16 protein-coding genes, 1 tRNA gene and 1 pseudogene are annotated in these 16,803 nt (G+C 59.2%); 9 read left to right on the forward strand and 9 right to left on the reverse strand.

Features of this window, described 5'->3' with window-relative positions; all coding sequences use genetic code 11:
• The 5 genes and pseudogenes from IRZ24_RS02005 to IRZ24_RS02025 all read left to right on the forward strand — a co-directional run.
• Positions 1–237: pseudogene (locus IRZ24_RS02005) on the forward strand (hypothetical protein); the annotation flags it as partial.
• Positions 234–1,157 carry a Bpu10I family restriction endonuclease gene (locus IRZ24_RS02010; protein WP_297160077.1) on the forward strand — a complete coding sequence of 308 codons (924 nt, stop codon included), beginning with the start codon at positions 234–236 and terminating at the stop codon, positions 1,155–1,157. The pseudogene IRZ24_RS02005 and the gene IRZ24_RS02010, both read left to right, overlap by 4 nt.
• Before the next feature lie 125 nt (positions 1,158–1,282).
• Complete coding sequence (locus IRZ24_RS02015) at positions 1,283–1,519, forward strand: carboxymuconolactone decarboxylase family protein (RefSeq protein ID WP_297160079.1); 237 nt, start codon at positions 1,283–1,285, stop codon at positions 1,517–1,519.
• The gene (locus IRZ24_RS02020; protein WP_297160081.1) at positions 1,520–1,915 is read left to right on the forward strand and encodes a carboxymuconolactone decarboxylase family protein; all 396 of its coding nucleotides are present in this window, start codon (positions 1,520–1,522) and stop codon (positions 1,913–1,915) included.
• A complete protein-coding gene (locus IRZ24_RS02025; protein ID WP_297160083.1) occupies positions 1,866–2,120 on the forward strand; it encodes a hypothetical protein in 255 nt (84 codons plus the stop codon). Before IRZ24_RS02020 ends, IRZ24_RS02025 begins: the two co-directional genes overlap by 50 nt.
• A 255-nt stretch (positions 2,121–2,375) precedes the next feature.
• Here the strand turns inward: IRZ24_RS02025 and IRZ24_RS02030 are convergent, their stop codons facing one another.
• Both IRZ24_RS02030 and IRZ24_RS02035 read right to left on the reverse strand, forming a co-directional pair.
• The gene (locus tag IRZ24_RS02030; RefSeq protein ID WP_297160085.1) at positions 2,376–2,633 is read right to left on the reverse strand and encodes a YtxH domain-containing protein; all 258 of its coding nucleotides are present in this window, start codon (positions 2,631–2,633) and stop codon (positions 2,376–2,378) included.
• Positions 2,634–2,970: 337 nt separating this feature from the next.
• A complete protein-coding gene (locus IRZ24_RS02035; RefSeq protein ID WP_297160087.1) occupies positions 2,971–3,315 on the reverse strand; it encodes a response regulator in 345 nt (114 codons plus the stop codon).
• 3 nt (positions 3,316–3,318) lie between these two features.
• Between IRZ24_RS02035 and IRZ24_RS02040 the strand changes: the two genes are divergently transcribed.
• The 4 genes from IRZ24_RS02040 to IRZ24_RS02055 all read left to right on the forward strand — a co-directional run bounded on the left by IRZ24_RS02040 (position 3,319) and on the right by IRZ24_RS02055 (position 7,566).
• Complete coding sequence (locus tag IRZ24_RS02040) at positions 3,319–3,756, forward strand: hypothetical protein (RefSeq protein ID WP_297160089.1); 438 nt, start codon at positions 3,319–3,321, stop codon at positions 3,754–3,756.
• Between the two features lie 412 nt (positions 3,757–4,168).
• A tRNA-Lys gene (locus IRZ24_RS02045) sits at positions 4,169–4,240 on the forward strand.
• A gap of 316 nt (positions 4,241–4,556) precedes the next feature.
• A complete protein-coding gene (fdrA, locus tag IRZ24_RS02050; protein ID WP_297160090.1) occupies positions 4,557–6,149 on the forward strand; it encodes an acyl-CoA synthetase FdrA in 1,593 nt (530 codons plus the stop codon).
• The gene (locus IRZ24_RS02055) at positions 6,136–7,566 is read left to right on the forward strand and encodes a DUF1116 domain-containing protein (RefSeq protein WP_297160092.1); all 1,431 of its coding nucleotides are present in this window, start codon (positions 6,136–6,138) and stop codon (positions 7,564–7,566) included. The genes fdrA and IRZ24_RS02055 overlap by 14 nt, the downstream gene beginning before the upstream one ends.
• Positions 7,567–7,780: 214 nt before the next feature.
• Here the strand turns inward: IRZ24_RS02055 and IRZ24_RS02060 are convergent, their stop codons facing one another.
• From IRZ24_RS02060 to IRZ24_RS02090, 7 genes are all read right to left on the reverse strand, one after another.
• Positions 7,781–9,298 carry an alkaline phosphatase family protein gene (locus tag IRZ24_RS02060; RefSeq protein WP_297160094.1) on the reverse strand — a complete coding sequence of 506 codons (1,518 nt, stop codon included), beginning with the start codon at positions 9,296–9,298 and terminating at the stop codon, positions 7,781–7,783.
• 578 nt (positions 9,299–9,876) lie between these two features.
• The gene (locus IRZ24_RS02065) at positions 9,877–11,211 is read right to left on the reverse strand and encodes an ABC transporter permease (RefSeq protein ID WP_297160096.1); all 1,335 of its coding nucleotides are present in this window, start codon (positions 11,209–11,211) and stop codon (positions 9,877–9,879) included.
• On the reverse strand, positions 11,208–12,005 hold the full coding sequence (locus IRZ24_RS02070) for an ABC transporter ATP-binding protein (protein WP_297160098.1): 798 nt from the start codon (positions 12,003–12,005) through the stop codon (positions 11,208–11,210). Before IRZ24_RS02070 ends, IRZ24_RS02065 begins: the two co-directional genes overlap by 4 nt.
• A 1-nt stretch (position 12,006) precedes the next feature.
• Complete coding sequence (locus tag IRZ24_RS02075; RefSeq protein WP_297160100.1) at positions 12,007–13,428, reverse strand: efflux RND transporter periplasmic adaptor subunit; 1,422 nt, start codon at positions 13,426–13,428, stop codon at positions 12,007–12,009.
• Between the two features lie 63 nt (positions 13,429–13,491).
• Positions 13,492–14,280 carry a DUF5666 domain-containing protein gene (locus tag IRZ24_RS02080; protein WP_297160102.1) on the reverse strand — a complete coding sequence of 263 codons (789 nt, stop codon included), beginning with the start codon at positions 14,278–14,280 and terminating at the stop codon, positions 13,492–13,494.
• A 177-nt stretch (positions 14,281–14,457) separates the two neighbouring features.
• Positions 14,458–15,795 carry an ATP-binding protein gene (locus IRZ24_RS02085; RefSeq protein ID WP_297160103.1) on the reverse strand — a complete coding sequence of 446 codons (1,338 nt, stop codon included), beginning with the start codon at positions 15,793–15,795 and terminating at the stop codon, positions 14,458–14,460.
• Positions 15,792–16,490 carry a response regulator transcription factor gene (locus IRZ24_RS02090; RefSeq protein WP_297160105.1) on the reverse strand — a complete coding sequence of 233 codons (699 nt, stop codon included), beginning with the start codon at positions 16,488–16,490 and terminating at the stop codon, positions 15,792–15,794. Before IRZ24_RS02090 ends, IRZ24_RS02085 begins: the two co-directional genes overlap by 4 nt.
• Positions 16,491–16,803 lie beyond the last annotated feature (313 nt).

Genomic DNA, 16,803 nt, shown 5'->3' on the forward strand with positions numbered 1-16,803 from the left:
AAGTTCGGGGAGGTGATCTACGAGGATGTGCTTCATCTGACACCGACCTCTGTTCCCCCTGCCTTCAACGATGAACTTGCCCGCTCTTTAGCTCTTTGCCTCCTAAAAGATTCCTTCCAGCAAAACCATGCAGATGCACCCACGAACCAAGAGATCCTGGAAGCCATCAGCAAAGCCCGCAGCGTTGATCCATCGCCTCTTTTCGATCCAGAGCATGCCATCGGAGGGTTGCTGTGAAATTTCCCACCCCTCATCTTGATAAGCTGACAGCGACACTGCTTAATGAAAAGCTACCTCATGATGATAAGCCACTGGTTGAGAAAGCTCTGCAAGACTACCACATCTGGATCTCCAATCTGGAATCAATTGCGATCCAGCATAGAGATAAGCCCCAAAAGCTTCTTCACTTCATGGTAAACGAGTTGAATGAATATAGACTGCGCCTGGATATCAACTTGATCTTTGACAGTCCTCACGACTGGCTCTATCGTCAGAAAGGCCAAACCAAGCTAGACAACTCAATCATTGAAGAGTTTCTCCCTCGCCTGGTACAGGCATTGCTTGGGCACAAGCTTCCCGCAGGCATTCGCCTTGGGCCTGTAGAAAGCTTTGCGGCGATCTGGTTTGACTCCAGCCTTACCAGGAGAGAGCCAGCAGGTGGCCTCTCCCTTCGTCAGAAAGCTCAGGACTTTGCCCTCAGTTTACCTCTCTATATCCGTGCCTCTCACTCACCCACCTTCGAGGAAGCGCTGCAGCTGAAGACCAATTTAGCCTACATAGCAGCAGAATGTAAAACCAATCTGGACAAAACCATGTTTCAAGAAGCATGCGCTACAGCGCGGGATTTGAAATCAGCGCTGCCCCTGGCAAGATACCTTCTCCTTTGTGAGTGGCTGGATATGAAACCTATTAACACGGGTACGACTCCTATTGATAAAGTCCTGATCCTGCGCAAAGCCAAAAGAATCAGTGCGGTCACACGCGAGAAATTCAGCACCTACCAGGGACGGCAAAGTCTCAAGGGAACCTACCTCGCTTTCTTGCAAAGCCATCCCTACCGTGAAGAGGTCTTTCAGCTATTTATCAACTATATAGATCAATTTCTCTCTCAAGAGACACTGGATGAGGCCACGGTCCTTGATCAGGGTTATTTCTAAGGGCAAGCCAGCCAGGTCCACCCATGCTGTCGATCGCGCGGGGTGCTTGCAGCCAGGACCTGGCTTTCGCTAGAATGTTCACAAAGCACGAGAGCAGATTGGCTCGTACTCTCTACGAACATCTTATGTCACGTATCCCGCCGGTTGAAGACAGCCAGTTCTGGCCCGAGGACAGGGAGAACGACGCTAGCCAGGCCTTCGCCACCATGCGCGACCTATTCCGCGTCATGGCTCACCGGCCCGAGATAGCGCGCCAGACCATGCAGCTACTGCAAACAGTCATGCGTAGCGGCAGCGTCGAGCCGCGCTTGAAAGAGCTACTGGCGATCCGCGTCTCTCAGGTCAACTATTGCCATTATTGAATGGCCGCCCATACTGCCCTGGCAGGGCAGCTAGGCGTCAGCGAGGAGTTACTCGATGCGCTCTATCACATCGATACTCACCGCCATCTCTTCACGGCGCGTGAGCAGGTCGCTTTGCGCTTCGCCGAGATCATGACGACCGCGGCCCGCGACATCGATGAAGAGCTATGGGACGAGCTGCAGGCCCACTTTGACGACGGCGAGATCGTCGAACTGGCTATGGTGATCGGCCTCTTCAACTGCTTCAATCGCTTCGCGGATGCTCTGCGCCTTGAGCCACCTGCTCGTTCCAAAGGCGAGGGGTCAGCTCAAGCGCGCGCCTCTGAGAAGAAGGATACAAACACCTATGACCACGAGCGAGGAACAACTGAAGGCCCTGATCAAGGATCTCTATGAGCTGTCGCGCTACCTGCACAGCCGCGGCGAGCGCTCCTTGACACTGGCGCGCCAATTTGAAGAGCACGCCCAGCGCGATCCCAGTAACCGCGAATTTGACTTGACCCAGGCGCGCATGCTCGATTACCAACACCATATCTGGCATGAAATCGGCAACCTGGTCGATCGCTTGCTTCGCCAATACGACCGTCCAAGCTCTCCCTGATGCGCGCCTGCATAGCCCGCCAAGGAAGCGCAGCCCAGGCAGTTTCTCAAGCCAGCTCTCGCTTGAGCGCCTTAACCAGCCAAGAGAGAAGGCAGGTCAGCCGCCTCAGCCACTGATCCTGATCGGGGCGGCGCCTGCCTTCTCCCTCTGCTGTTAATCACTCCTGTTTGCTTGAGCCTTCAGCTCAGCATCAGACCCCAGACTCACACACTGCCAGCTCTCCTACCCAAAGCCTGAGAGCGCTCACTACCAACCCTAGAGCTGGCCGCTCTTGGCCTTGCTATAGCGCTCGCTGAGTTCCTCTTTGGTGCGCTCGTAGATCTCCCGTCCCTGAGCCAGGGCCTCGTTAGCGCGCTGGCGCAGCTCCTGGCCCAGTCCAAGCGAGCGATCACGCAGCAGCAGCCCCTGCTCTGTGAGCTGCGCCCGTGTGGCCTCACCCGACTGCGGCGCAAACAACAGGCCGGCGGCAAAGCCCAGCCCGAAACCTACCAGTAAGCCGGCAACAAACTTCATGGGTATCTTCCATCCTCTCTTTCTGTAGAAAGCTCTCTCACTTATTGCTCGCTATCGCTTTTCTCAAGCAGACGTGAGCGGACAAAGGAAGAGCCAAGGAGAGGTAGACGTAACCATATAAGCGACCGGTCAACGAAACAGCGGGAAACGAAGGAATAACTACCTCTCCTGACGCCAGCTCGCCGCTGCAGAGGAGTGTTTCGACTCCTGAATATAGTACGCGCGGATATGCCTGTCAGACTCTGGTGTGGACAACCAGTACCACGACAGGAGGGGAAAGGACCGGCGTCGAGCGTCAGTCAGCGACTGATCTCCCAGCAAAGGAGGCCTGGCACGCTCAATGCGCAGGCTCATTGAGGACCTGCTGGACCAGGGCCAGCAGGTTGGTCAGCTCAAACGGCTTCTGCACCACATGCACCCCCTGGTAGTAACTTGGTTGCTCTGCCACCAGCTTACTTACCTGCTCCGCCTCCAGCACAGCGGCGGTATAGACGATCACCGGAACCTCCCGCGTGAGAGGATCGGCCCGTAACTGCTTGAGAATCTCCTGGCCAGAGACGTCACCCAAACGCAGGTCAAGAATCAGCAGGTCGGGCAAATCGCGCTTGACGCGCGCCAGCGTCTCACGCCCATGCTGTAAAATAGAGACCTGGTATTCTTCGTCCTCCAGGACCCGCCGCATTAGATGCAGCAGCTCGTTTTTGTCGTCGACAACGAGTATGTGCTTAGTCACGTTCTTTCGGCGCAGCTCCCCGCCTATGGCCAGGCCGGGAACGGGGATAGACGCCGCCTCCTGTTAATCGCCGCCTGGCCGTCCTTCCAGTACGCTTTCCGACCGAACAATGTGATTTTTAACGAGGAAAAGGTCAACCGTGGTTCACGGCTGTATTTCTGCCAGGCAGTTCGCCGGCTCTTCTGCCCGGCCCCCGAGGAGAGTACTTCCAACACGGCCCTGCTTACTGCTCTGACCCTCGCCATTCAGCCTCATCTGCCTCACCGGCTTATTCCGCCGTTGCCCGCTTTTGCCAGAGCGCCAGTGCCAGTTACCGCTGGATGTCGCCTAGCTGGCTCATGCAGCACTGCCAGCCCCGTTACTGAGCTGAGGTCTATCGCCAGCGGGTAACGGTGGCCCGAGGCCGACATGAGGATATACATAAACCCGGTCATTGTCAAGAGGGCGCCTTTACTCTTTCCGAGCAGGACCGAAGCCTTTGCCTTTCCTCCTGGCGCTTACTCGGTAAGTGTATCACGCCACTGCCGGCAAGACAAGGTCGCGAGCCAGCGCTCTTACAGGCAACCCACGTTCAGAGCAGGCCGGCGCTCTCTCCTCCTCTCCTTCTCCCCTTCATTATACACGCCGCCACTAAGGCTGTTGGCGTCACCCTTTGCGAAGCCGGGTAGCTAGCCCCCTTGGCCCACAGACAGCAATCCGGCTGTCAGGCTCCTCTTCTTGACAGGTATGATATCATTAGCCATGAGCCAGGGAGGAATACATAACTCTAGCTTCCCCCTTTAGCGGTAATCCTCCCCGCTCTGACCGCGTAGCTCAGCGGTAGAGCAGGCGCCTTTTAAGCGTAAGGTCGTGGGTTCGAGTCCCACCGCGGTCATTGTGTTCTTCAGGCGTCTCCCCTGCGGTATCCTGATGTGATGCAGTACCCACCCGGGCCGGATGCGGCAGCACGGTGGTGCTGGTTTTTTCCGCATCCGGTCCGGCTTCGCTTTTTTGCTGGCCGCAGGCTCTCGCTGCCGAGACGAGCGGCAGCAGCCAGCCTGGCATGCAAGCCACGCATCCATCATTGCTCACCCAGCTCAAGGCGTCATTCTCATTAAGCCAAGTCAAGTGTGGCTGTCCTTGCCAGCGCAGGCGCCTGGCCTGGTGCCTCAGACTGAGCTGGACAGCCTGGCCCAGCAGGAGAAAAGGATATGGCGATTCAAGCGCAGGTCAGGCGACGTACCTACCTTGATTCGATCACCCTGATGCAGATCGCGACAGCCCTCAAGGAGCTACCTGGTGTCGAGAACGCGGCCGCACTGATGGCGACCGACGCCAACCGTCAGCTTCTTGCAGAGGCTGGTCTTGACCCTGGTACTGTCTCAGCAGGTCCCGAAGACCTGCTACTGGTGGTCAAAGCTACAACGCCGGAGGCCGCAGAGCGGGCGCTGCAAACTGCAGAGGAGCTGCTGACCGCTCGCCAGCCGAACACCGCTCTGCCGCTCTCCGCTGTAGCTGATTATCCTCCACGTTCTCTCGAGGAGGCCGTCAGGCATCAGCCCCAGGCCCGCCTGGCAGTGATTTCAGTGCCTGGTCCCTATGCCGCCCTGGAGACTGAGCAGGCCCTGCGCGCTGGTCTTCATGTCTTTCTGTTCAGCGACAATGTCCCTCTCCAGCAAGAAATTACCTTGAAGAAGCTGGCCCAGGAGCGAGGCCTCCTGCTCATGGGGCCTGACTGTGGCACCGCCCTGCTCAATGGCGTGGGCCTGGGCTTCGTCAATGTCGTGCCACGCGGCCCGATCGGCATTGTCGGCGCCTCGGGCACTGGCATTCAGCAGGTGATGTCGCTGATCGCCCAGCAGGGCAGTGGCGTCTCTCAGGTCATTGGCTGCGGCGGGCGCGATCTGAGCCGCGAGGTTGGGGCCATTACAACGCTAGCAGGCATCCGTCTACTGCTAGAGGACGAGACCACACGCGTGATTGTCTTGGTTTCCAAACCGCCCGCACCGGAGGTAGCGGAGCGCGTCATGGCAGCGGCTGCCAGCGGCTCCAAGGCCGTCGTGGCCTGTTTTCTGGGCGCTGATCACGAGACCCTGGAGCAGCGCTACGGTGGTCGTATCCTGGTGGCACGCACCTTGACGGATGCGGCCACGCTGGCCGTTCAGCTAGCCGCCACACCCGCCTCCTACCAGGTGGCCACCACACCCGCCAGCGCCATCACGGCGCGCCTTGAACGGCTCAGGCAAACCTGTGCTGTCTCGGCAGCCAAAGGGTATCTGGTCGGCCTCTTTGCCGGCGGTACTCTCTGCGACGAAGCCATGCAGCTCTGGAGTGCTCTGCTGGGACCAATCTACTCCAATATTCCCTTAGAGCCTGCCTGGCGTCTGCGAGAGAGCAGCCTGACAGCCCTTCCCGGGCACTGTGCTATCGATTTTGGAGCTGACGAATACACCCGTGGGCGCCCCCACCCTTTGATTGATCCCTCGCTACGTTTGCAGGCGCTCCAGACAGTTGCCAGCCATCCACGTGTCGCTGTGATTCTGCTTGACATCGTGCTTGGCTATTGCGCCCATCCCGATCCGGCGGCCGTCTATGCCCCGCTCATTGCAGAGCTGCGCCGCCGCGGCCCTCGTCCGGCGATCGTGGTCTCGCTGTGTGGAACGGAGGGCGATCCGCAGCGTCTCTCAGTGCAGACGCAGCGTCTGCAAGAAGCTGGTGCCACGGTTCTGATGAGCAACGCTGAGGCCGCCCTGCATTGCGTCCAGTTACTCTATGAGCAGGAGGAAAACGGTGGTCTCTTCTAGCATGCCAGAGCAGCTTCGCTCGCCTGCACTCGCCGCCATCAACGTAGGCGCCGAACTTTTCGCCGAGGCTCTGCGCACCCAGGGTGTCGCCGTAACAAGCGTGGCCTGGCGCCCACCCGCCGGCGATCCCACTCACTTAGCCAGATTGCTGGCTGATCCAGAGATCGATCGAGCCAACAAGATCGCTGTGGGGCGGATGTTGGCCGCCGAGCCGGTCCTGATCGATGTGCAGCCAGCACACACCGTGATTCCCTTTTTCCGCGAGACCGCTGGTGGCTATGCGCTACTTCACGCTGGCCCACCGATTAGCTGGGAGCGTATGTGTGGCCCCATGCGCGGCGCCATTATTGGGGCTTGCCTCTACGAGGGCTGGGCCCGCACTGAGGAGGAGGCTATCCATCTGGCCGAGACGGGGGCGCTCGCCTTCGCCCCTTGTCACCACTACAACGCCGTCGGGCCTATGGCCGGCATCATCTCCCCCTCGATGCCCTTGCTCGTCGTGGAGGATCGGGTACATGGTCATCGCACATTCGCCCCTCTGAATGAGGGACTGGGCAAAGTATTGCGCTATGGAGCCTACGCCCCCGAGGTCATCGAGCGGCTGCGGTGGATGCAAGAGGTGCTTGGGCCAGCACTGAGCCGGGCCTTGCGCCATGTGGGCGGCCTTGACCTGCGCTCTCTGCTGGCTCAGGCCCTGCACATGGGCGACGAGGGCCACAACCGCAACAAGGCGGCCACCTCGCTATTTCTGCGCCAACTGGCTCCGGCCCTGGTCGAGACGGGAACCTCCAGCGCTGAAACAGCCAGCGTGCTGCGCTTCATCGCCTCTAATGATCACTTTCATCTCAATCCTTCTATGGCCGCGGCCAAGGCTATGACGCTGGCGGGGGCGAACGTGCCGAACAGCAGTGTAGTGGTCACAATGGCTCGCAACGGGGTTGACTTTGGTATCCGCGTGAGCGGACTGGGTGAGCGCTGGTTTGTGGGGCCGGCCCAGCCGATCCAGGGCCTCTATTTCGCCGGCTTCGGCCCTGAGGACGCCAATCCCGATATCGGGGACAGCGCTATTACGGAGACCGCCGGTTTGGGAGCTTTCGCCATGGCCGGCGCCCCGGCGATCGTCCAGTTCATTGGAGGCTCGCCCGCCGACGCCCTGCGCTATACCCATGAAATGTATGCCCTGACAGTGACGACGAACCCGCAGTTCAGCCTGCCCGCCCTCAATTTCCAGGGGACTCCGACCGGCATCGACATCCGCCAGGTCTGTCGCCTCAACTCGCCCCCGGTCATCAATACTGGCATCGCTCACCGCCTGCCGGGAATCGGCCAGGTGGGGGCAGGTATCGTTTACCCGCCAATGGAATGCTTCACCGCCGCTCTCCAGGCCCTGGCGGCCAGCCGTCAAGCTGCCTCCTAGCTGACGCACAGCGGGCGAGCCTGGAGAGGCCACAGCCCCGATACCGGCTTTCCTCGATATCTGGCCATGGAAAGAGGGGCCTGCACACCTTGACCGCTATGCGCAGGCCCCTCGCTGCCAAGTCAAGCAGCCATAACCGTGACGCAGGAAGGGAAGCTGAGACGAGACGGCCAGTCGCTCTGGCAGAGCGGGGAAGGCCATCCCACGCCGCTGATCAGAGCGGTGTGCCGCTCTCGGGATCGAGGAAGAGACGCGGTGCACGCGGGCCGGAGAAGTTAAACATCTGCGTCAAAGGCCCGGCCAGCTCGTCAAAGGACTGATCACCAATGCGACCAAGCTGCCAGTTATCCTCGATAAAGCGCAGGATCGAGGTCTGATCGGTCACCGTGTGATCGACGAAGTTCACGCGCGCAAAAGGTGAGATCACGAGCAAGGGGAGGCGAGGCCCATAGCCGCAGCGCCCTGAGTAGGCCCCCGGCTCCGGTGTGCCGCACTGTCCCGGTCCCGTGAGAGCATCATAGGTCGGATCAGCGGAGCGCATCACAATTGGCCCCATTACATGGTCGTACCAGCCATCTGAATCGTCGTAGGCGATGATGATAGCCATGCTCTCCCAATACGGGGAGCGCTCCAGACGATTAATCGTGTCGACCAGGAAATGTTGTTCGTCGAGTGGATCAGAGTAGCCAGCGTGACCATCCTGATAGGCGGCAGGCTTCAGGAAGCTGACTGCTGGCAGATTACCAGCCTGCAGAGCAGCCCAGAAATCGCTGAGATCGTACTGATGGTTGGCCTGGTCGGTGCGCCCAATCATCCGCACCGAGGATGGCGGCAAGTGATGCGGGTTGGCCGTCGACTGATAGTACTGGAACGGCTCATGATGAGGGATATAGTCAGTGACCGTGGCTCCCCCAATGTTCTTGTGGGCGGCGCCACAGACCGCCTTGCCGTTACTGACCGCTGTCGGACGGAAACCACCCTGGAACCAGCCCCAGGTGATGCCTTTGGCATTGAGCAGATCCCCGATATTCTTGCCACTCAGCGCAGCCGTTGTGCCGACCGAGCAATCATCGAAGGCCGGACGAGCATCGCCGATCAGGGTACCGTTACTGATCAGCCCGGGCACGTTGGCCGGCGTAGCTCCATGTGTCTGCCCTGAGACCAGATTGATCGCACCCGGCGTCGAAGGACCAAAGGTCGTACCAAAGGAGTTATCGCTCATGGCGAAGTGCTGGGCGTAGTTCCAGAGAGCGGTGACGGTGTTGCCGTCGTAGTAGTCCAGCACGATCGACTTATCAGAGCAGCTTGAGCCAGCTACCGACTGCACAAAGCGATCCATCAGACCGTGATCAAAGGCTTTTTGCTCATCATCATAGTCATGATCCTGATCGCAGGTCAGGGCCTGAGAGCGATCGAGCCGCTTCGGATTGGCACTATTTGGGTTATGGCTTAACAGGCTCGGCGTCAGACCGTTCACCGTGGGCGTGCCCGGTCGGGCATGGAAAGCAGGTTCCCCAGGAGGATTGAGGGCAACTGGATAGGTCGCAAAATAATGATCGAACGAGACATTCTCGTCAAAGATGACCACGAGATGCTGAATAGGCGTGACTGTCGAGCGCCGCGCTCCCGTCGCTCCTGTCTGAGGCTGGCGTGGCGCAGCAGCCACGGTCACCGTGCCCAGGAGAAGAACCATCAGCAACATGGCCAGGCCGACTTTGAAGACGCGCTTCATCGTCTGCTCCTCCCTTTTCGTGAGGTCATTGGACTAGAGAACCCGGTCTTGCCTGGAAATCGGTCCGCTTTCGCTTAGTGTTTCTCGCGTCCGACAACCGCCAGGCGCCATGTGCCTGGTAATGGCTGTCTTCCTTGCAGCTCCATGAGGGAGTGTATCACGCTTTGTTTAAGCGGGCGCAAAGGTCAGGTTAAAGAATAGCAGCTATGTTGAGTATAGCCCGGTCCAGGAAATTTATGCCTTTACGCATAGCAATCAATGGCAAAATATGCAGGGAATATAGATCACCACGAACTATGATCGACAGGTCGTCATTGAAAAAGTGGCGCGGGGGCAGAAGGAAAAGAGGAGAACAATGAGCAGAGAGCGCAGAGACCCGCCTTGATAAGCGGGCCAGTCGCTGAGCTTGCCATTCAAGCTGGCAAGAGGGAGGCGAGCCTGACAGGGTGCCAGAGCATCCCGCCAGGCCCACCCCTCTTCAGTGGGTGTCGGTGAGGGTATTCACGAAGGGGCTGCAGACTCCTTCCTGCAGACGCCGCAGGCTCAGTAGTTGGCTTACTCTCCTCACCTGCTAGGCCTCACTCGGTGCGTAGCGCAATAATTGGATCAAGGCGCGCCGCCCGCTGCGCAGGATAGAAGCCGAAGATGATACCGACCAAGGCAGAGACGCCGAAGGCCAGCAACACCGAGAGCGGATCAAGCACAAAGGGCGTATTAGTAAAATGCGTCAGCACCAGGGCCCCCACGGGACCTAGAATGATGCCGATTACTCCGCCCAGCACACTCAACACCAGGGCCTCGATCAGGAACTGCGTCATCACGTCGCGTGGACGCGCTCCAATTGCGATACGTATACCGATCTCACGCGTGCGCTCGGTTACGGAGACCAGCATAATATTCATAATGCCGATACCGCCGACCACCAGCGAGACCGACGCCACGCTGACTAGTAGGATGGTCAGGGCCTGATTGGTACCCTGTACCGACTGCAGAACCTGGAGCTGATTGGAGATCTGGAAGTCATCGAGCTGCGGGTTAGAAATGTTATGCCGCTGCTCTAGCAACTGCTCGACCTCATTCTGCACCAGACCCACATCGGAGGTGCTATCGGCGGTCAGCACAATCTGACCGAGGGAGCGCCCGCCGCTCAGACGCTGCCGGGCCGTCGTATAAGGCACATAGACCACGTCATCAGCATTGCGCCCGCCGTTGGTCCCCTTGGGAGCCAGCACACCGATCACTGTGAACGGCACGCCATTAATGCGTACACTCTGGCCCACTGGATCGGCTCCCGGGCCAAAGAGGTTGTCGACTACCGTCTGCCCAAGCACCGCTACAGTATGGCCGCTATCCTCATCATCTTGAGAGATAAAGCTGCCATCCTGAAGCTGCCAGCCGCCGATTTGTTGATAGGGGGGAGCCACCCCGACGACGGAGGTTGACCAGTTCTGATCACCGGCGACAAGCTGCCCCTGGCTATTAATCAAGGGGCTGACAGCGGTCACATGAGGGAGCTGAGCAATAGCATTGGCATCGTCCAGCGTCAACGACTGGGCCGAGCCGAGGCCAGCGCTGACGCCGCCGGTGCCGCGTACGCTGCCTGGGAAGACCGTCAACTGAGTCGGATTGAGGGCCGAGAGCCGCTGATTGATGGCCGCGGCATTCCCCTCACTGATCGAGATCATCATGATCACGGCGCCGACGCCGATAATGATCCCCAACGAGGTCAACAGGGAGCGCAAGGCATTCGCGCGCAAAGCACGTAAGGCGCTGCGCGTCCCCTGGTAGACGGCAGAGAAGCCGCGAGCACGCCGATAGTCATGAACGGGAGGCAGGAAAGCGCTGCGCTCCAGCGGTGCCGGCTGCGGCACGGTCGCATGTTGTGCACCGGTCTCGGGCCTCAGAAAACTCATGAGGTCACCTTCCTTCCCTCCTGTTCCTGATCATGATCATGAGTCAACTGCCAGCGGGCCTCCAGCGGCTCCGGATTGAGGGCATCGCCGACGACGCGCCCGTCGCGGAAACGGACCTGACGACGACAATAGGCAGCAATATCAGCCTCATGCGTCACCAGGATAATCGTCAGGCCACGGCGATTTAACTCCTGCAAGATGCCCATGATCTGAATGCTGGTCTGGCTATCCAGGTTTCCTGTCGGCTCATCGGCCAGGAGCAGAGTCGGCGACGTTACCAGGGCGCGCGCAATGGCGACGCGCTGCTGTTGACCACCCGATAGCTCTGTCGGACGATGATGAGCACGAGTGCGTAGCCCCACCAGCGTCAGTGCAATCTCTGCCCGCCGCGCACGCTCCTCAGCGGACATCTGCATATAGGTCAGCGGCAGCTCGACATTTTCCAGGGCCGTCATCCAGGGTAACAGATTGAAATTCTGGAAAACGAAGCCGATGGAGCGATTGCGCACATCGGCCAGCTCATTGGGGCTAAGCTCATCAACTGGCACGCCATTTAGCAGGTAACGACCCGCCGTTGGCTGATCCAGGCAGCCAAGCAGATTCATAAAGGTCGATTTGCCCGAACCGGAGGGGCCCATCAGGGCGACGAACTCGCCTGGCCAGACATCGAGATCAACCCCCCGTAGAGCCGGCACTACCGTATGACCGAGGTAATAGTTTTTGACAAGCTGACGGACTCGCACCAATGGATAGGCACGATGTCCATCAGCCTGCCACTGCTCACGCTGCTCCATTTTAGCGGCCACCTCCTCCTCCGCCGAAGAAGCGTGCGCCACCACCGCCGAAGCCGTTGCCGCCGCCCAGGCCACCGCCGCCAGTGCCTGTACTCGTTGTCGAGAGGTTAGAAAAGACGCCGCCGGTCGCGCTGACCACCACCTGATCACCGTCCTGCAGGCCCGAGGTCACCTCGGTATAGGTGCCATTGGTCAGGCCGGTCTGAATCACTACTGGGGTTAGCTGACCATTGCGCAGCGTTAACACCACGCGCGTGCTGCCGCTGCTAGTGCCGCCAGAGCTGCTCTGACCCGCGCCGCCGGTGGCACCGCTGGCATTACTTCCCTGGCCGAAGGAGACTCCGGCATTGCGATAGACCTGTGCCAGCGTCTGCCGGCTGATAGCTCCGACCTGTACCGCCTCATTGGTAAAGGTCAGCGCCTGGTTTGGCACCAGTAAGACCCCGATGCGCTGCTGGGTCGTGATATTGACAGTGGCGGTCATGCCCGGATAAATGTGAGCCCCGTTGAGGCTGTTCTGATCGACCGTCAGATCAACGGTATAGCTCACCACGTTGGAAGAGTTCTGACCTAGAATATCGACTGAGGAAACGGTCGCATGAAAGGTGCGGTTAGGATAAGCCGCCACCGTGAAGGAGGCCGGCTGACCCACCTGCACATTGGCAATATCGGCCTCATTGACAGCGGCAGCAATGGTCAGAGAGCTGGTATCGACGAGCACCATAAAGGCATTGTTTCCGCTTCCTCCGGAGGAGCCGGAGCTAGAGCCAGAGCCAGTCGAACCAGGCGTCTGGCCAACGGTCCCATTGATAGCAACGATTGTGCCATCAGAGGGAGCTGTCAGCACAGTCTGAGCCAGATTATGTTGAGCTGCCGCTAGCTGGTCCTGAGCGCTCTGGAGCTGACCCTTGAGCTGATCAAGCTGAGATTGCGACGCCCCGCTGTTGACGGCATCGTTGTAGGCCGTTTGCGCGTTGTTCACCGCCTGCTGGGCCTGCGTGACAGCATCCTGCAGCGAAGGAGAATTGACCTTCGCCAAGACCTGGCCTTTCGTCACATGCTGGCCCACTTGCACATCGATTTCGCTGATCTGCCCACCAACCGAGCTGGGGAAATTCAGGTTGTACTGGGCTCGCGGCTGAATTGGACCGGTGCCCGAGACAGTCACCGAGAGGTTGCCAGTGGTCACTGTCGCCAGCGTATACTGTGGCTGTTGCTGCGCGCTCATGTGCAGGTAGGCCAAGACCCCACCGGTGGCTAGCAGCAGGACCACGACCACAACGGTAGCAATCACCCAGCCTCGGCGTCGACGCCGGCGTGTTGGTAGAGCAAGCTTGGTTTCGAAATGCGCCGCTTCCTCTGTAGCGATCTCACTCCCTTCGTCCTCCAGTAACGGCTGGAGATTCGTCTCAACATCGGACATGCTTACATCTCCTTTCAGAAGAAGGCTTTTCGTGCGCTTCTGCCCTCAGCCTGCCTTCATTCCTTACCTCCCCTGTGTTTGGGGATTAATCGTGACACTGGAGGCGGTCAGCTGACCCTGGCTGCCGTTCGTGCCAATGACCAGCACCGTTACACCGCTCTTGAGATCGCTCGCGCTGGCTGCTTCAGTCTGGATAATGCGTGTGGAGCTGGTCAAGGTCAGCACAAAGTTGCTGCCGCTGCTATCGGTCACCGTCAATTGGTTGCCGACAATCTGGGTAACGCTGCCGCGCACTGCGCGCGAGTTCTGGCCGCTTGTGCTGTTAGCGCCGAAGCTGCCCTGACCCTGACGCCGGAAACAGGCCGTGTTGAGATTGCCACGGTTGCCAGTGAAGCTCCGGCGTGTGCCCTGGCCGCCTTGGCTATTTTGGCCCGCGCTGTTACCCGCAAAGCCTATCTGGCCGCCACCAGCCTCAATGGAGACAGCCGAATAGCTGCCGTCAGAGTTTTGGCTTACAAAGACCGTGACCTGCTCCCCATCCTTGAGGTCGCTGACCTTCTCTTGCACCTGCTTTGTAAAGCGCGTATTGCTGGTATAGACCACCTGCTTGCTTTGCCCCTGCCGGTCCAGCACCGTGAAGGAGCCAGTACCCACGCTCTGCACCGTCCCACTCACGCTCTGAAAGCGTGGAGTAGGGGGGCAGGTGGGAGTCGCGGAGGCGGAGGCACTGACGCCCGCTCCAGTGGCGCTGTTGGTCCCACAGGCCGCCAGTAAGAGGAGGGCCGCCAGCGAGAGCAAGCCAGCAGCCGCATAGCGCAGCAACTGACGCGTCGGTTGCCTAACCGTGATCATGGTGCTGTGACTCCCTTCGCTTGAGCACTCTATGGGCATCGTCACATAGGGAGTCTAGCCAATGGTGGATAAAATCTCTGTTAAGATGACTCGCCTGTGAGATCCTGGCTGGTCGTGAGGAGGGCCGAGGCAGTTTTGTTGGCCATTTTAGGGGGATGTTCCTCCTTAAAAAGCCAATTATGTCCTGGCAAGTGCGGTCGTTTCAAGGCCTGCATGCCCAGCAGGAGCAGGTAGGGCAGCAGGAGCGCTGTCGGAGGATAGGCTCTGAGCTAATGGCAGGGAGACAGTAAAGATGCTACCACGGCCCGGCTCACTCCAGAGACTGATTTGTCCGTGATGCTGCTGCACAATTGCCGCCACGATAGAGAGACCTAGGCCAGCCCCACCGCTGTGACGTGAGCGCGAGCTGTCGACGCGATAGAAGCGGTCGAAAATGCGCCCCTGCTCCTCGGGAGGGATACCGATCCCTGTATCGGCCACCGTCAGGCATGCCTGTCCCTCAGCCTCCTGGCCCTGGATACGCACTTCACCGCCCACTCGATTGTAGCAGATAGCATTTTCGATCAGATTGGAGAAGACACGCGCCAGCAGTAGTTCGTCGCCCCACACGACCAGATCGGGCAGATTCTCCAGGATCAGGCTGACCCCATGCTCCTCGGCCAGTGGCTGAAGCTCCTGTACGACCTCCTCCAGCAGGGGGCCTAGACTGACTTCGTTGGCTGTACGCAGCGGCTGCTCACTTTTGACGAGCAGCAGCATATTGGAGACAAGCGATTCCAGACGACTGAGCGCCCGCTCCTGGGCAGCAGCCATCTCCTGGTAATCCTCCAGCGTTGCTTGAGGATCACTCGTTACCACTTCCAGACTGGCACGCATGGCCGCCAGGGGTGTGCGCAGCTCGTGAGCGACATTGGCCACAAAGCGCCCTTGTTGAGCAAAGGTCTCACCCAGGCGTGCAAGCATGGCATCAAAAGCATCAGCCAGCTCCTTAATCTCATCTCGTGGTCCCGTTAGCGCCAGACGCGTGTCCAGCGTCTCGACACTGATGCGCCGCGCCGCATTGCTGACCTGACGCAGCGGGCGCAGAGCGGTACCCGCCAACCAGTAAGCCCCTAGCCCACCCAGCACCGCGACCAGGGCCAGACCGATCAGAGAAATACTCTGCAGCTCTAATAGAAGCGCTCGTTCGATCGGATTCAAGTGGCCACGCGCAAAGCTCTCGGCCAGGCGCTCCGCCAACGGCGCCGGCAAGGGAGGCAAACTGTTCCTGAGCCGCAGCCCATTCGGCAGAACTGTCGTGCGCGGCCAATCGAGTCCACTGCTGTGGATGACACGAGCAAAGCCGTTAATCGCCGCCATGTTAATAAAGAAGAGCAGCGAGAAACTGAGCACAAAGACCAGGGCAGCGGAACCGATGGCAATGCGCAGGCGTAGCGGTAAAAAGCGTCTGCGTGACGGACGGAGCCGCAGACGACGCAGGTCCAGGCGCGGGAGCAGGAAAGAGCATCTGGTCATGCTTTCTCCTCCGATGGAGCAGAGGGCGGACCGAGACGATAACCTTGTCCAACGATGGTTTCGATATAGCGCGGCGCCTCGGCTAGATCCCCTAGCTTGCGCCGCAACGAATTAATATGCACACGCACCGTATTAGTGAAAGGATTGGCTTGGGAGTCCCAAACGTGTTCAAGGAGGGTCTCTTGACTGACAACTTCGCCCTGATGGCGCATCAAATACTCTAAGATGCCGAATTCCTTGCCCGTCAGCGAGAGACGTTGATTGCCACGCCAGACCACACGCGCCACTGGATCAAGCTTGAGATCGGCATAGCAGAGGAGCGGCTCACGTCCGCGCCGATCGCGCCGCAATAAGGCACCAATGCGGGCCACCAGCTCAGCGAAGTAGAAGGGCTTCACCAGATAATCGTCAGCCCCCAGTTCCAGACCAGCGACGCGCTCATCCGGCTTGCTGCGAGCAGTTAACATAAGGATAAGCATTGAAGGGCGAAGCGTGCGGAGACGACGACAGACCTCTAGGCCATCGAGGCCAGGGAGATTGAGATCGAGGATCACCAGATCATAGTCATTGACTTCGGCCAGCATGCAACCGCGCTCCCCATCATAGGCAACATCGACAGCATAGCCACGCTGACGCAATCCCTTCGCGAGCGCGTGCGCGATATCAGGCTCGTCTTCAATGACTAGCAATCTCATAACTTAGCCCTGACATCTCTCCACAACACAACTAAGCTAAGGCCAAGCTGAGGCCCCCACCACGCTGATCACGCGCAGGCCTCTTGCTAACCCTTAGCATCCCGACGTCTCATTGGTCCTATGCTCGCTTGAGATGTTGGCTCACTGGCTCGGCGTCACGATACGACGATCTGCCCCCACAGACCTGGCTGCTCCCGCCCATTGTAGCCGCTGCACCAACAGCGCTGGCCTACAGGCCCTTCCCTCTAGCTAAGACAGGAGCCTGGAGCAAAGTCAGACCGATCGCGATCGCCCGTTTGCCCAATCCAGAGGA

Origin of the sequence: Thermogemmatispora sp. (assembly GCF_019683755.1) — a bacterium.
In the GTDB taxonomy this organism is placed as follows: Bacteria; Chloroflexota; Ktedonobacteria; order Ktedonobacterales; family Ktedonobacteraceae; genus Thermogemmatispora.